This window comes from Brevundimonas sp. (assembly GCF_035561115.1).
Lineage (GTDB): Bacteria > Pseudomonadota > Alphaproteobacteria > Caulobacterales > Caulobacteraceae > Brevundimonas.
Genome location: NZ_DATMYH010000106.1, coordinates 79,654 through 94,365, shown reverse-complemented (window position 1 = coordinate 94,365; position 14,712 = coordinate 79,654). Strand labels below are relative to the sequence as shown.

General features: G+C 68.4%; 17 protein-coding genes. 9 read left to right on the top strand and 8 right to left on the bottom strand.

Annotated elements, in window-relative coordinates:
• The first annotated feature begins 10 nt into the window (after positions 1 to 10).
• Genes lepB through VN378_RS14195 form a run of 4 tightly spaced genes read left to right on the top strand, consistent with a single transcriptional unit; the run spans position 11 to position 3,757 of the window.
• Complete coding sequence (lepB, locus tag VN378_RS14210) at positions 11 to 862, top strand: signal peptidase I (RefSeq protein WP_325744216.1); 852 nt, start codon at positions 11 to 13, stop codon at positions 860 to 862.
• Positions 862 to 1,578, top strand: coding sequence for a ribonuclease III (gene rnc, locus VN378_RS14205; protein ID WP_325744215.1), 717 nt, complete (start codon positions 862 to 864; stop codon positions 1,576 to 1,578). The genes lepB and rnc overlap by 1 nt, the downstream gene beginning before the upstream one ends.
• The gene (gene era / locus VN378_RS14200) at positions 1,575 to 2,522 is read left to right on the top strand and encodes a GTPase Era (RefSeq protein ID WP_325744214.1); all 948 of its coding nucleotides are present in this window, start codon (positions 1,575 to 1,577) and stop codon (positions 2,520 to 2,522) included. The genes rnc and era overlap by 4 nt, the downstream gene beginning before the upstream one ends.
• Before the next feature lie 47 nt (positions 2,523 to 2,569).
• A complete protein-coding gene (locus VN378_RS14195; RefSeq protein ID WP_325744213.1) occupies positions 2,570 to 3,757 on the top strand; it encodes a serine hydrolase domain-containing protein in 1,188 nt (395 codons plus the stop codon).
• A gap of 144 nt (positions 3,758 to 3,901) precedes the next feature.
• On the opposite strand, the gene VN378_RS14190 is transcribed toward VN378_RS14195, so the two are convergent.
• The 8 genes from VN378_RS14190 to VN378_RS14155 all read right to left on the bottom strand — a co-directional run bounded on the left by VN378_RS14190 (position 3,902) and on the right by VN378_RS14155 (position 8,526).
• Positions 3,902 to 4,561 (bottom strand): dihydrofolate reductase family protein, encoded by a 660-nt coding sequence (locus tag VN378_RS14190; protein WP_325744212.1) that lies wholly within the window; start codon positions 4,559 to 4,561, stop codon positions 3,902 to 3,904.
• An 8-nt stretch (positions 4,562 to 4,569) separates the two neighbouring features.
• Complete coding sequence (locus tag VN378_RS14185; RefSeq protein WP_325744211.1) at positions 4,570 to 5,562, bottom strand: alpha/beta hydrolase; 993 nt, start codon at positions 5,560 to 5,562, stop codon at positions 4,570 to 4,572.
• Positions 5,563 to 5,617: 55 nt separating this feature from the next.
• A complete protein-coding gene (locus VN378_RS14180; protein WP_325744210.1) occupies positions 5,618 to 6,103 on the bottom strand; it encodes an SRPBCC domain-containing protein in 486 nt (161 codons plus the stop codon).
• Positions 6,100 to 6,507: a DoxX family protein gene (locus tag VN378_RS14175; protein ID WP_325744209.1), complete on the bottom strand. Its 408-nt coding sequence runs from the start codon at positions 6,505 to 6,507 to the stop codon at positions 6,100 to 6,102. The genes VN378_RS14180 and VN378_RS14175 overlap by 4 nt, the downstream gene beginning before the upstream one ends.
• Positions 6,504 to 6,944 (bottom strand): VOC family protein, encoded by a 441-nt coding sequence (locus tag VN378_RS14170; protein ID WP_325744208.1) that lies wholly within the window; start codon positions 6,942 to 6,944, stop codon positions 6,504 to 6,506. The genes VN378_RS14175 and VN378_RS14170 overlap by 4 nt, the downstream gene beginning before the upstream one ends.
• A gap of 226 nt (positions 6,945 to 7,170) precedes the next feature.
• A complete protein-coding gene (locus VN378_RS14165) occupies positions 7,171 to 7,650 on the bottom strand; it encodes an SRPBCC domain-containing protein (protein ID WP_325744207.1) in 480 nt (159 codons plus the stop codon).
• Positions 7,651 to 7,691: 41 nt separating this feature from the next.
• Positions 7,692 to 8,195, bottom strand: coding sequence for an SRPBCC family protein (locus VN378_RS14160; protein WP_325744206.1), 504 nt, complete (start codon positions 8,193 to 8,195; stop codon positions 7,692 to 7,694).
• Positions 8,179 to 8,526 carry an ArsR/SmtB family transcription factor gene (locus tag VN378_RS14155; RefSeq protein WP_305757962.1) on the bottom strand — a complete coding sequence of 116 codons (348 nt, stop codon included), beginning with the start codon at positions 8,524 to 8,526 and terminating at the stop codon, positions 8,179 to 8,181. The genes VN378_RS14160 and VN378_RS14155 overlap by 17 nt, the downstream gene beginning before the upstream one ends.
• A 128-nt stretch (positions 8,527 to 8,654) precedes the next feature.
• Between VN378_RS14155 and VN378_RS14150 the strand changes: the two genes are divergently transcribed.
• The 5 genes from VN378_RS14150 (at position 8,655) to VN378_RS14130 (ending at position 14,695) form a co-directional block, all read left to right on the top strand.
• Positions 8,655 to 9,269 carry a flavodoxin family protein gene (locus VN378_RS14150; RefSeq protein ID WP_325744205.1) on the top strand — a complete coding sequence of 205 codons (615 nt, stop codon included), beginning with the start codon at positions 8,655 to 8,657 and terminating at the stop codon, positions 9,267 to 9,269.
• Positions 9,270 to 9,319: 50 nt separating this feature from the next.
• On the top strand, positions 9,320 to 10,240 hold the full coding sequence (locus tag VN378_RS14145; protein WP_325744204.1) for a nuclear transport factor 2 family protein: 921 nt from the start codon (positions 9,320 to 9,322) through the stop codon (positions 10,238 to 10,240).
• A 59-nt stretch (positions 10,241 to 10,299) separates the two neighbouring features.
• Complete coding sequence (gene recO, locus VN378_RS14140) at positions 10,300 to 11,040, top strand: DNA repair protein RecO (RefSeq protein WP_325744203.1); 741 nt, start codon at positions 10,300 to 10,302, stop codon at positions 11,038 to 11,040.
• A gap of 141 nt (positions 11,041 to 11,181) precedes the next feature.
• Positions 11,182 to 13,509, top strand: a complete 2,328-nt coding sequence (locus tag VN378_RS14135; protein WP_325744202.1) for a TonB-dependent receptor — start codon at positions 11,182 to 11,184, stop codon at positions 13,507 to 13,509.
• Between the two features lie 97 nt (positions 13,510 to 13,606).
• Positions 13,607 to 14,695, top strand: a complete 1,089-nt coding sequence (locus tag VN378_RS14130; protein ID WP_325744201.1) for an alkaline phosphatase D family protein — start codon at positions 13,607 to 13,609, stop codon at positions 14,693 to 14,695.
• The last annotated feature ends 17 nt before the right edge of the window (positions 14,696 to 14,712 follow it).

Sequence of the window (14,712 nt, the reverse complement as noted above, 5' to 3'; positions counted from 1 at the left end):
CGGCGCGGCCGTGGCCGCCGCTGCGGCCCCACGGCCTGTCTGGAGCGACGCCGGCGACGCGCCGTTCGAGGACGTCGACACCACCCCCGTCTATGCCCGCGGCAAGGGCGGCAAGAAGAAGAAATCCGGCGGATCCGGCAGCGAGAGTTTCGAGTTCGTCAAGACGATCTTCTTCGCCCTGCTGATCGCCTTCGTCCTGCGCGTGGTGCTGTTCCAGCCTTTCACCATTCCGTCGGCCTCGATGGAGCCCAACCTCTACGAAGGCGACTACATCGTCGTCTCCAAGTGGAGCTACGGCTATTCGAAACACTCGATCCCGTTCAGCCCGCCGATCCTCGACGGCCGCATCCTGGCCCAGACGCCGAAGCGCGGCGACATCGTCGTGTTCAAGCTGCCGCGCGACGACAAGACCGACTACATCAAGCGTCTGATCGGCCTGCCGGGCGACCGGATCCAGATGATCAACAACGTGCTGAACATCAACGGCCAGCCCGTGCGCGACGTCGTCGTCAGCGGCGCCGACGTGACCAATATGTACGGCATGCCCATCGTGCGGATGCGCGAGACCCTGCCCAAGGGCAAGACCATCACCATCCAGGACTTCGGCCCCGGCAACGACCTGGACGACACCCCGGTGTTCGAGGTCCCGGCCGGGCACTACTTCATGATGGGCGATAATCGGGACAACTCGATCGACAGCCGGGTCGAGCAGTCGCAGGGCGTCGGCCTGGTGCCCGAAGAAAATCTGATCGGCAAGGCCGAGATCATCCTGTTCTCGTGGTCGCCCGGCGCCTCGCTGTGGAACCCGATCAGCTGGTTCTCGAAGATCCGTCCGAGCCGGTTCTTCACCGTCCTCGACTGATGGCTGACCGACGGGCCGAGGCTGTCCGGGCGCTGACGCGCCGCCTCGGCCATGAGTTCCGGGATCCGGCCCTGCTGGATCTCGCCCTGACCCACGCCAGCGTGGGGGAGGGGGCCGAGCGCGACGCCCGCGGCCGGCTGTTCGCCGACAACCAGCGGCTGGAGTTCCTCGGCGACCGGGTGCTGGGCCTGCTGGTCGCCGACCGGCTGATGCGCGACTACCCCGACGCCAACGAGGGCGAGATGTCGTCCCGCCTGCACGCCCTCGTCGACAAGGCCGCCTGCGCCCGCGTGGCCGAGGCCGTCGGGGTCGGCGACGCCATGCGCCTGTCGCCCGGCGAGGCCAAACAGGGCGGCCGACGCCGCGAAGGCATGTTGGGCGACGCCATGGAGGCCATTCTGGCCGCCGCCTGGTTCGATGGCGGCATCGACGCCGCCCGCGCCGTGTTCGACCGGACGTGGGCGGACGAACTGGCCGCTCCGCCGCGTACATCGCTGACCAATCCGAAATCGGCCTTGCAGGAGTGGGCCCTGGCCCACTCAAAGCCTTTGCCCGCCTACCGTATCGTTGAACGCAAGGGCTCGGATCACGCCCCGACGTTCACCGTGGAAGTCAGCGTGACCGGATATCCGCCCTTGACCGCGCAAGGCCGTTCGCGTCAGGACGCGGAGAAAGCGGCCGCGATCGGCCTGCTGCAGCGTGAAGGCGTGATTTGACCGATACAGAAAACCAGCGGGCCGGCTTCGCCGCCATCATCGGCGCCCCGAACGCGGGCAAGTCCACGCTGGTCAATCGTCTGACGGGAACCAAGGTCTCGATCGTCACCCAGAAGGTCCAGACCACGCGCTTTCCCGTGCGCGGCATCGCCATCGAGGGCGACGCCCAGATCGTGCTGGTCGACACCCCCGGGATCTTCACTCCGCGCCGCCGCCTGGACCGCGCCATGGTCGCCTCGGCCTGGGGCGGCGCCTCCGACGCCGACGTCGTCGTCCACCTGATCGACGCCGCCTCGCACATCGCCGCCGAGGGCAAGGAAGGCCAGGCCGCCGATCGCCGCTCGGCCGAGGACACCGAGACCATCATCGCCAACCTCAAGGCGACGAACACCAAGGTCATCCTGGCCCTGAACAAGATCGACGGCATGCGCCGCGACACCCTGCTGGCCCTGTCCCGGCGGCTGTTCGACACCGGCGTCTATTCCGAGGTCTATATGATCTCGGCCCTCAGCGGCGACGGCGTCGACGATCTGAAGCAGCGTCTGGCCCGCGCCATGCCCAAGGGCCCCTGGCTCTATCCGGAAGACCAGTCCGCCGACGTGCCGATGCGGGTCCTGGCCGCCGAAATCACCCGCGAGAAGGTCTATCTGCGCGTCCACGAGGAGCTGCCCTATTCGGCGGCCGTCGAGACCACCGCATTCGAGGACAAGGCCGACGGCTCGGCCCGGATCGAACAGACCATCTATGTCGAGCGCGAGAGTCAGCGGCCGATCGTTCTGGGCAAGGGCGGCCAGACGCTGAAATGGATCGGCCAGAAGTCGCGCGAGGAGCTGACCGAGCTGCTCGACCGTCCCGTCCACCTGTTCCTGACGGTCAAGGTCGACCCGAAGTGGCAGGATTCCCGCGCGCTGTACGCCCAGTTCGGGCTGGATTTCGACGTCTAGTTTCAGTGTTCAACGTACCCAGAAACGCCGGGGGCCATCCCCGGCTTGTGATCGCCGTCCTCGCGGCCCTGCTGATCGTCGCGGCGGCGCTGGTCGCGTGGGCCAGCGCCCGGCCTGAGCCGGCCGCGCCCGAATCCGCACCCCTGCCGCCCCGGCCGCCGGTCGTGGTGGTCGAAGCCCTGCCGCAACTGAAGGCCCAGCTGGACCGGTGGGGCGGTTCGGGCCAGTTCACCGGCGGCGTGCTGGTGGCCCGCGGCGATCAGGTCCTGTTCCGGCAGGTCCACGGCTTCGCCGACCGCAGCCAGGGCGCGCCGCTGCAGCTGACCTCGCGTTTTCGCCTGGCTTCGGTCAGCAAGCAGTTCACCGCCGCCGCCATCCTGAGACTGCAGGACGAGGGCGTGCTGTCGACCCACGATCCCCTGTGCAAATGGATCCAGCCCTGTCCCCCCGCCTGGGAGCCGATCCGGCTGCACCACCTGCTGGCGCACAGTTCGGGTGTGCCCGACCTGATGGCCCGGCCGGGGTGGGGCGTGCGTCGGGTCACACCCGCGACCTCAGAGGAATTGACCGAAGAATCCAAACTTTACAGGCTTCAATTCATCCCCGGAACGAAGGTGCGGTACGACAACGCCGGCTACAATCTGCTCGGCGCCGTGGTCGAAAAGGCCTCGGGCATGCCGCTGCACGACTATCTGCAGCAGGCCTTCTTCAAGCCGCTGGGCATGGCGGACACCGGCTATGACGACGGCGCCTCCGGCGTGGTCATGGGCTACGCGAACCTCGGCGGCGGCGGTCCTTCGCCCCAGCCCGACGCCAATGTCAGCATCATCTTCGCGGCCGGCGCCCTGTATTCGACGCTGGACGACCTGCTGGTCTGGGAGCGGGCCCTGCATCGCGGCCATCTGCTGTCGCCGCGCGGCTACGCCATGATGATCGCCGACCACGCCCCGGAAACCACGCCGGACGAGCGCGGCCGGCCCCGGCGCGAGTGGGGTTTCGGCCTGTTCTCCAACAGCATCGGCCGGCGGGTCTCGCCGCCGTTCCTCGACCGTCAGATTTTCCACACCGGCAGCTGGTCCGGTTTCCGGAACCTCGTCACCTACCAGCCGGACGCGGACGTCACGGTGATCGTCCTGTCCAACAATTTCCACCAGCGCGATGCGGTCTTCCTGCTGTCGCAGCAGGGGATGGCCGAGGCGTTGGGCCGCGAGGTCCCGACCTCGATGGCGCGGTGATCCCGGGCGATACATCCGCGACAAGCGTGATCAGCGATAACCACGACAATCGCCGCGACATCATCGACATGACCGACACCGCCCGTCGGCAGCCGTCGAGCTCCAACGGGGCGTCCCGACCCACGTTGCGCTCCGGTCGGCCCCTCAGCCCTCCCGGGCCCAGCGTGCGCGCCGGGCCAGTTCGGCCTCGCCGGGGTTGTCCGCCCCGAACGAGCCGGTCGGCACCGCGCCGTCCCGTTCATAACGGCTGACCACCACGCCCGTCGTCGACAGACGCGTGTTCGTCATCCTCCAGGCGTGGGGGCGCGAGCGGTCGTCGAACAGCCGCTTGCCCTTGCCGAGAACCAGCGGGAAGGTCAGGACCGTCATCGCATCGATCAGATCGGCGGCCAGCAGGGCGTGGATCACCTCGCTCGACCCCTGGATCAGCAGGTCGCGGCCGTCGGTCTGCCTGAGCGTGCGGACGGCGTCCGCCGCCTCGCCCTCCAGCCTGTGGCTGCCGGACCAGGTCATGGGGGTGTCGGGGCCCGCGACGACGTATTTGTTGATGGCGTTGAAGGTCCGGCCGATCTCGTCGTCCTGGAACGGCCAGTGGGCGGCGAAGATTTCATAGGTCCGGCGGCCCAGCAGCAGATCGTAATCCGCGCCCATGGCCTCGCCCATCATCTGATCGAGCGTTTCGTCCCAGAAGGGAGCGACCCAGCCGCCGAAGGCGAAGCCGCCGCGGGGATCCTCATGGGGAGCGCCCGGAGCCTGCATGACGCCGTCCAGGCTGATGAAGGTGGCGGTCCTGATCGTGCGCATGGCGGGCCTCACTCGGTTCCGGGGACGTTGTCGAACAGGCCCCCCGGCGACGGCCGCGTCTGGTCGTCCAGGAAGGGCAGGATCATCGCCGCCAGCAGGGCCGGGTCGCCGAACACGTCGATGTGCGAAGCGCCCGGCAGGATGGCCAGCCGCGCCGGCGGGGCCTCGGTCAGGAACGGCTGGGACGCGCGCGCCGTGTCGCCGCCGCCGCGCAGGCGGTACAGATCCACCGCGTGCTCCGGGCGGACGATGTCATGGTCGCCGATGATGATGAAGGTCGGCGAGGTCAGGGCGCGGATCTGTTCGGCGGGCCAGTCCTGGCCCTTGTCCATCACCTTGATCTTGTCGACCACGGAGGCGAAGGCGTCGGGGTTGGGCGACAGGCGTTTGAACTCCGCCTCCATCGGCGTTCCGGCGAAAATTTCGGGCGTGATGCCCTCCATCATCGCGGTGAAGCCGGGCAGGTTGCCCGCCTCGTTGAAGCTGACCGAGGCGATGACCAGATGGTCGACGCGTTCCGGGTGACGCAGCGCCAGCTGCAGGGCCGCGCCGGCGCCCATCGAATAGCCGATGACGTCCGCCTTCCGGACCCCCGCGTCGGCCAGAACGGCGGCGGCGTCATCGGCGAGATTCTCGTAGGTGATCGGTCCGGGCAGGTCGCCGGTCCGCCCGTGACCGCGCTGGTCGACGACGATCAGCGGCCGGCCGGTGAGCCGGTCGGTCAGCGGCTTCATCGCATCCGAGGACATGAAGGCGCCGTGCAGTACAAGCACCGGCGTCTTGCCGGCGTTCAGGTCGCCATGAACGAAGTAACGCACCTCGCCGCCCTCGACGGCGGCGGACTCTGCGCGCGGGGCCGCCTGGTTCGGGGCCGCCTGGTTCTGGGCCGGGGCGGCGGGCGCGGGCGTCGGGATCCCGGCGACCGCGGGCGAACCCGCCGTCAAGGCCAGCACCGACGCCGCCGCCAGAAAGGCGAAGCGGTTGAAAGGCAGTCGGATCATCGGATCGTCTCCTTCTTCAGGGTTGTCGTCAGGTCGCCGGATCCGGCGTCCCCTGTCAGTCTCCCGTCACGGCCAGGACATGCGCCTTGAGCTTGTCGAGGCTCTGCGTCCAGCCGGCTTCCATGCCGCTAAGCGGGCCGAGCGCGTCCTCGCCGGCTTCGATCACGACGGCGTCGAGGTGCAGCCGCGTCTGGCCGTCGATCTCCTCGAACCGGAAACTCTGCTCGACCTCGAACCAGGTCGAACCGTCCTCGCGGCGCACCCACGTCCGCATCACCAGCCGCTCCGGTTCCTCGATGGCCGTGAAGCGGCCGTCGAAGGGGAAGTCGGCGCCGTCCGGACCGCGCATGACCATGTGAATGGCCCCGCCGGGCCGGACGTCCATCCGGACCTCGGGCGTGGTGAAATGCTCCGGCCCCCACCACGCCGCGACGTGCGCGGGGTCGGTCCACATCTTCCAGACCAGGGCGCGCGGGGCGTCGAAGGTCCGGACGATGCTGAGCCGCCTGAGCCGCTCCGGGATGGCGGCGGAGACGGTCACGAGACCGCCTCCGCGCCGCCGCGCCGGAACGGGAACAGCGCGCGCAGGGCGGGGTCCCGCAGCCACAGCCCGCCCCACATGAACAGGCCGAGGTAGATCGAGAACAGCACATGGCTGAACAGGGGACTTTCAGCCCGGACCTGGGTCGCCATGGCCCCGCCGAGCAGGCCGGTGAAGAGAACGGCGCCCAGCAGGCTGGTGCGCGGGATCAGATAGAGGATCAGGAATCCCAGCTCCATCAGACCGATCATCAGCACATAGCCGGACGGCCAGCCCAGCTGGGCCATCGTCTCCTCGGCGATCGGCATGCCGCTCAGTTTCGGGAAGGCCGAGGCCCCGAGGATGAACAGGGCGAACAATCCGCTCAGCACCCGGCCCGTCCAGACGGAAGGGGAGGCCTTCACGACGCAGGCTTCCAGTTGGCGCCGGGGACGACATTGACCATCCACGGCACGCCGAATTTGTCGACGAGGGCGCCGTAACCGGGCGACCAGAAGGTCTCGCCGAAGGGCATTACGGTCTTGCCGCCGTCGGACAGGGCGTCGAACCAGCGTCTGGCCTCGGCCGCGTCGTCGGTGTGCAGGGTGACGTCGAAGCCGTTCTTCGGCTTGTCGATGTTCCGGGCCCAGTCGACGTCCATGTCAGCGCCCATGATCGCCTGGTCGCCGACCTGCAGCCAGCAGTGCATCAGCCAGTCCTTGTACTGCGGTCCCACCGGCATGTCGGGCGGGCCTTCGCCGTACGGAATGGCGGCGGTGATCTCTCCACCCAGGACCCTGGCGTAGAATTCGAAGGCTTCGCGGGCCTGGCCGCGGAAGCTCAGGCTGGTCACGATCTTCATGGTCATTCCTCCGTGAACGGTTGCATCGAACGCGCGACGCCTCGGCGCCGGTACTGATCCGCCGGGAGCTCTGCGGCTCCCTCTCGGGCGGCTGTCGGACGCGCGGCAGAGCACGTCAAATCTACGCCCGCCTGGTCCTGTCCCGAATGACATATATCGGGCGAATGCTGCCATGAGCCTCTCCGGGCCCTCGGGCGGTGTTACGGCGCCGCATCCCGGCGACTCCTCAAGTGACGCCTCCCGCGGCCAGGAAGGATTCCAGCCGCTCGAAGGTGCTGGTCCATCCATGTCTGTGGCCCGTCAGGCTGGCCTCGGACTTCAGGCCCTCGTGGGTGAAGTCCATCAGGGTGCCGCCGCCCGGGGCGTCGCCGAGCTGAACCGTGACGAGCGTTTCGACCGGCGGGCCGTCCTCATGCGACTCGTCCCATTTGAAGGTGAAGACCAGCCGCTCGTCCGGGACGATCTCGCGGTAGACCCCGCCCTGCCACAGGTCCTGGCCGGTGTCGGGCGAGCGCAGGCAGGCCCGCCATTCGCCCCCGACCCTCAGGTCCTGGGTGGCGCTGACCGCCGGCCATTCGACCGGACCCAGCCACAGCACCATGACCTCGGGGTTCGTCCAGGCCCGCCACACCAGCGGCCGCGGCGCATCGAAGAAGCGCTGCATCTGCAGGACGGGACGGGTCGCGAGGGTTTCGACGAAGGTCATCGGGCGGGCTCTTCAGCGGGTCCGGTCGAAGGCCGGGGAGGTCAGTGGGTCTTCAGCAGTTCGGCCAGCTGGTCGGCGCATGTCCCCCAGCCCTCATGGAAGCCCATGGCCTCGTGCTGCTTCATCGTCTCGGCGTTCCAGTGGCGCGCCGTGGCGACGTAGTCGGTCTTGCCGTCGTCCCTCGGCGTCAGTTCGACCGTGGCCACCATGAAGGGTTGGCCGGCCGGCTGCCAGTCGGGGGTGAAGGCGTCGGTCGTGATCCACCGGCGGTTCGGGATGGCCTCGAGGAAAACACCGCTGTTGGGAAAACGTTCGCCGTCCGGCCCGTGCATGACGAAGTTGAAGACGCCGCCCGGGCGGGGGTCGATCTTCACGTCCGACACCGTCCACGGCCGCGGCGCAAACCATTGCTGCAGCAGTTCCGGCGTCATCCAGGCCTTCCAGATCTGCTCCGGCGTGGCGTCGAGGACGCGGCGCAGGACCAGGGCGTGCTGATGCGCGACACCGTCGGTGATGCAGGGATTGTTCTCAGTTTCTTGGGCCACTGGGGTCTCCTTTCTGGATCTTCTTGAGGTAGGCGTCGAGGCGGTCGAAGCTGGCGTCCCAGTACCGGCGGTAGTGTTCCAGCCAGTCGGCGATGCCCTTCATCCCCATGGGTTCGAGCCGGGCCGGGCGCCACTGGGCCTCGCGGCCCCGGCTGATCAGCCCGGCCTTCTCCAGCACCTTCAGATGCTTCGACACGGCCGGCAGGCTCATGTCGAACGGCTCGGCCAGGTCGTTGACGCTGGCCTCGCCCTCGCACAGCCGCGCCAGGATGGCCCGGCGGGTCGGGTCGGCGAGGGCGGCGAATTTGGCGCTGAGCGGATCGGTCTGCATGGGCCTGCTTCGTATCTAACTTGGAGGTTAAATGCATCGGGCCGGCCCGGTTGTCAACCGTTCGGTTAAATAAAATCGCGGAACGTCTCCCCGGCGCCGGGGTTGGTCTGCCAGTCGCGAGGAGACCGATGAAAGCCCTGATCCTGAACTGCACCCTCAAGCCGTCGCCGCAAACCTCCAGCACCGGGGCCCTGGCCGGGGTGGTCATGGCCGAGCTCGAAAGGCAGCAGGCGAGCGTCGAACTGATCCGGCTGATCGATCTCAACCTCAAGCCCGGCGTGAGGACGGACGAGGGGGAGGGGGACGACTGGCCCGCCGTCCATGAAAAGATCATGGCCGCCGACATCCTGATCATGGCCACCCCGACCTGGCTGGGCCAGATGTCCAGCGTCTGCCTGCGCGCGCTGGAGCGGATGGACGCCTTCTTCGGGGAGACCGACGACAGCGGCCGCCCGGTCGCCTTCGGCAAGGTCGCGGGCGTGGTGATCACCGGCAATGAGGACGGCGCCCACCACATCGTCGCCACCGTCTGCCAGGGCCTGATCGACATGGGCTTCACCATCCCCGCCCAGAGCTGGACCTACTGGCACCTCGGCCCCGGCCCCGGCCCCGACTATGTCGACACCGATCAGGGCCACGACTACTCGGACCGCGTCGGCCGCAACGCCGCCCGCAACCTCGTCGCCCTGGCGAAGGTCCTCCGGCCCTCGACCTATCCGGTCCCGGAAGGCGGCGAGGACTGACGTCCAACTCCGCCCGTGACGGCGCATGAAAAGCCGGGATAGGGTGGCCCATGTCCCTGATCGCCCTGACCCTCGCCCTCGCCCTCCAGGCGACCCCCGAACAACAGGCCGCCGACGCCCTGGACCGGATGCATGCGGCGGCCGCCCGCGCCGACTCCGCCGCCTGGGCCGACCGCCTCGCGCCGAACCTGGTCTGGGTCGGCAACGAGACGTCCGAGCGTTGGGACCGGGACGCCTTCCTCGCCTTCGCCGCCCCGATCTTCGCCCGCGGCGAAGGCTGGACCTATTCGGCCCGCGAGCGCCACGTGACCCTGGCCCCCGACCCCTGCGCCTGCGTCGCCTGGTTCGACGAGGTGCTGGACAGCGCCACCTACGGCACGGCGCGAGGCGAGGGGATGCTGGTCCGCCACGGGGGCGACTGGCGCGTCCTGCGCTATGCCCTGAGCTATCCGATCCCCAACGATCTCGCCAACGGGATGACGGCCGAGATCAAGGCGTTCGAGGCGGCGACGCCGGTCGCCGACGCCCCGGGCGAGGCCGCCGACACGCCGGAGGAGACCGCCGCGGCCGCGACGCTGGACGCCTTGCATAGCGCGGCCTCGGCGGCCGACGGGGCGACCTATTTCAACCTGTTCACCCCCGACGCGACCTATATCGGCACGGATGTGACCGAGCACTGGTCCATCGCCGGGTTCCGGGCCTATGCCGAGCCCTACTTCGCCCGGGGCAGGGGCTGGACCTACACCCCGCGCTCCCGCTCCCTGACCCTCGCTCCACTGGATTGCCGCTGCGTGGTCTGGTTCGACGAGGCGCTGGACAGCGAAAGCTACGGGACCAGCCGGGGAACGGGGGTGCTTGTGCGCGGCGACGACGGGACGTGGCGCATTTCCCTCTACGCCCTGACCTTCCCGATCCCGAACGCTCTCGCCCGCGACATGACGGCGAGGATCCGGGCGGCGGCGGCCGGATAGGGTTGCGGTCAGAAGCGGAACATATAGCCAACTCACGCCCGGACCGCTAACACCGCCGGATGGATTTCACCGACGACGCCTTCGTCCTGTCCGCCCGCGCCCACGGCGACACGGGCGTGGTCGTCGAACTGCTGACGGAAGGACACGGCCGCCGCGCCGCCTATGTCGCCGGCGGGGCCTCGCGCAAGATGAAGCCCTTCCTTCAGGCCGGCGCACGCGTCACCGTCGAATACCGCGCCCGCACCTCGGACCACCTCGGCTCGGCCCGGCTGGAGCCCGTGGGGGAGGGGCCCAGCGCCCTGTTCGAGGACCCGCTGGCCTTGACTGGCCTCGCCGCCGCCGCCGCGGTGGCGCAGGGCGCGCTGCCCGAGCGCGAACCCCATCCCGGCGCCTTCCTGGCCTTCGAGGCCCTGATGAGCGCCTTCGCCCTGCCGGACATATGGCCCGCCATCTTCGTGCGCTTCGAGGCGGGCCTGCTGGAGGATCTGGGCTTCGGCCTCGACCTGTCGCGTTGCGCCGTCACCGGGAGCATGGACGACCTGATCTGGGTCAGCCCGCGCACCGGCCGCGCCGTCAGCCGCGACGCGGGCGCGCCTTATGCCGACAAGCTGCTGAAACTGCCGCCCTTCATGCTCGGGGCCCAGGCGGGCCTTTCCGAGGGCGATGTCAGGGACGGACTGGCCCTGACCGGGCATTTCCTCGAACAGTTCGTTTTCCATGCGCAGAACCGGCCGCTGCCGCCGGCGCGGGTCTGGATGCTGGAGCGGCTCGCGAATGAGACGTGGGCGGATCAAGCGTAGCCATAAGGCCACGGCGGGCCGCCTTTGATGCCCCGAAGGCCACTCGTCACGAAATCTCGTAGCGTTGGTTACCGTACCGTCGTCAGCCCGGTCTAGCCCCCGATCCGCGCTGTCGCGCCACAATCCAAATGAGGGCTCAACTTGACCAATCATCGCCTCCTGGCAGGAGCGTCCCTGCTCGCCTGCAGCCTGCTGGCGCCGACCACCGTCTCGGCCCAGGCCATTGTCACCGGTCCCGACGGCCCGACGAACCTGGATGACGTCGTTGTCTTCGGGCTGGGCCAGAGCCGGCAGCAGGCCTCGATCACCGAGGCCGCCATCGCCATCGAGGCGCCGGGCACCAGCCCCCTGAAGGCGATCGAGCGCCTGCCGGGCGTCAGCTTCCAGTCGGCCGACGCCTTCGGAAACTATGAATGGTCGGCGCGCATCACCCTGCGCAGCTTCAATCAGAACCAGCTCGGCTTCACCCTGGACGGCCTGCCGCTGGGCGACATGAGCTACGGCGCCCACAACGGCCTGCACATCTCGCGCGCCATCATCTCCGAGAATGTGGCCCGCGTTGACGTGGCCCAAGGTTCGGGCGCGCTCGGCACCGCCTCCAGCAGCAATCTGGGCGGCGCCATTCAGTTCATCAGCCGTCGTCCGGCCGACGATTTCGGCTTCGACCTGGCCGGGACCTACGGCAGCGAGGACACGATGCGCGGCTTCGTCCGCATCGACTCGGGCGCCTTCGGCCCCGCCGACACCGCCCTGTCGCTGTCCTACGTCGACCACAGCATGGACAAGTGGAAGGGCGTCGGCGAGCAGAACCAGCAGCAGATCAACTTCAACCTGGTCCAGCCGATCGGCCGCGGCGAGATCACCGGTTTCATCAACCATTCCGAACGTCGCGAGAACGACTACCAGGACATGTCGCTGGATCAGATCGCCCGCCTCGGCCGTGACTGGGACAACATCTCGGGCGACTACGCCCTGGCGGTGCTGATCGCCGACATCGCCAACAACCGCGGCGACACCGGCGCGCCGGTGACCAATGCGGCGGCGGGCACGGTCTATCCGACGCCGATCGCGACCGTCGATGACGCCTATTTCAACGCCGCGGGCCTGCGCGACGACACCCTCGGCGCCCTGACGCTGAACTACCCGGTCAACGACATGCTGTCGGTCTCGCTGACCGGCTATGGCCACAAGAACGAGGGCCAGGGCCTGTGGTGGTCGCCCTATGTCGCCACGCCGCTTGGGGCTCCTGACGAGAACGGTTCGCCGATCACCAACCCCAGCCCGATTTCGGTGCGCACCACCGAATACGACATCGACCGCAAGGGCGCGATTGGCTCGGTCAATCTGAACCTGGGCGCCCATTCGCTCGAGGCCGGCTTCTGGCTGGAGCAGAACGACTTCAACCAGGCCCGTCGCTTCTACGGCCTGTCCCGCACCGCAAACACGCGGGATTCGCTCGAGTTCTTCGCCCACCCCTTCTTCACCCAGTGGGAATATGATTTCGAGACCGAGACCTCGCTGTTCTACATCCAGGACAGCTGGTCGGTCACCGAGGCCCTGACGATCAACGCCGGCTTCAAGTCGCTGTCGGTCGAGAACTCGGCGACGACGATCGCCGGCGACAACAAGACGGGATCGATCAAGGCGGAAGACAATTTCCTGCCCCAGGTCGGCGTCGCCTGGGACGTCAACGGCGATCACCAGCTGTTCGCCTCCTATGCCGAAAACCTGCGGGCCTATGAGTCCTCGGCCACGGGCGGCCCGTTCTCGGCCACCGCGGCGGGCTTCGCGGCCCTGCAGGCCACCCTGGAGCCGGAGAGCTCAAAGACCCTCGAGGCCGGCTGGCGCTTCCGCTTCGACCAGCTTCAGGGTTCGGTCGCCGTCTATGACGTCCAGTTCGAGAACCGCCTGCTGGGCGTCGCTCTCGGCGCCCCGATCCTGGGCCTCGGCAGCGGCATCCAGAACGTCGGTTCGGTCCAGAGCCGCGGCTTCGAAGCCGCCGCGGTCTGGTCGTTCGCGGACGACTGGTCGGCCTTCGGCTCGTTCAGCTACAACGACTCGACCTATGAGGACGACGTCCGTGACGGCACCGGGGCGCTGGTGGCCGCTACTGCCGGCAAGACCGTGGTGAACACGCCCGAGACCCTGGCCCGGGCCGAACTCACCTACGACAACGGCAGCCTCTACGGCACGGTCGCGGGAGCCTTCACCGGCGAACGCTTCTCCAGCTACCTGAACGATGAATCGGTCGGTTCCTATACCCTGTTCGAACTGACCGCCGGCTATCGCTTCATCGGTCGCGGCGACTGGCTGGACGGGACGGAAGTCCAGTTCAACGTGACCAACCTGTTCGATGAAGACCATATCTCGACGGTCGGTTCGGGCGGCTTCCAGAACGGCGCCGGTCGCCAGACCTTCCTGCCGGGCGCCCCCCGTCAGGCGTTCGTGACACTGCGCCGTCATTTCTGATCGCGTACAAGGACGGGGCGCATCGAGACGGTGCGCCCCGTTTGTTTTCTACAGTTCCAGGGATGACGAGATGAACGGTTTCTCGAGACGCGGCCTGATGGCTGCAACAGCCGGCGCAGGTCTGATCGCCGGCGCCGCCCGGGCGGCGCCCGATCCGCATCCGCAGGCTGACCGCACCCTGACCCGGATCGCCTTCGGCTCCTGCGCCAGGAGCGACAAGCCCCAGCCGATCTGGGACGCCGTGCTCGCCACGCGGCCGGACCTGTTCATCTTCCTCGGCGACAACGTCTATCTGGACACCCGCGACCCGGCGGCGATGCGCCGCAAATACGCCGAACTGGCCGCCCAGCCGGGCTTCCAGCGGCTGAAGGCCAGCGTGCCGATCCTGGCCATCTGGGACGACCACGACTACGGTGAGAATGACGCGGGCATTGACTATCCGATGAAGGAGGAGAGCCGCCGGCTGTTCCTGGACTTCTTCGGCGAGCCCGCCGACAGCCCGCGCCGGTCGCGCGACGGCATCTATACGGCCCACGTCTTCGGCCCGCCAGGACGCCGGGTGCAGGTCATCCTGCCCGACCTGCGCTGGAACCGCACCCCGCTGGTCCCGCTGGAACTGGGCGGCCAGGACTATGACGCCTGGATCGAAAAGCGCGCCGAGGCCGGCGAGCCGACGCCCGGCCCCTACGCGCGCAACCCGGAAGCCATGGCCACCCAACTGGGCGAGACCCAGTGGCGCTGGCTGGAAGAACAGCTGTCGGTCCCGGCCGATCTTCGCCTGTTCGGATCCAGCCTTCAGGTCGTGGCCGACTTCCCCGGCTGGGAAGGCTGGATCAATTTCGCCCACGACCACCAGCGCCTGATCGCCGCCATCCGCGAGCGCGGGGCCGACCGCCTGATCTGCCTGTCGGGCGACACCCATTACGCCGAGATTTCGCGGCTGGACGTCAACACCCCCTATCCGCTGTGGGACATCACCTCGTCCGGCCTCACCGAGGTCTGGCCCGTTCTGCCACCCAATGCGCGACGGGTCGGGGAGGCGTATCGGGACCGGAATTTCGGCCTGCTGACCGTGGGCTGGGACGCCGCCCGACCGACCGTCCTGGCCGAAATCCGTGACGTCGCCGGCGCGGTCCGGCTGGAACAGGCGATCCGGCTCGACGATCTGGTCGCGCGCGGCGGCTGAGGAGGCTTGCCCACAGG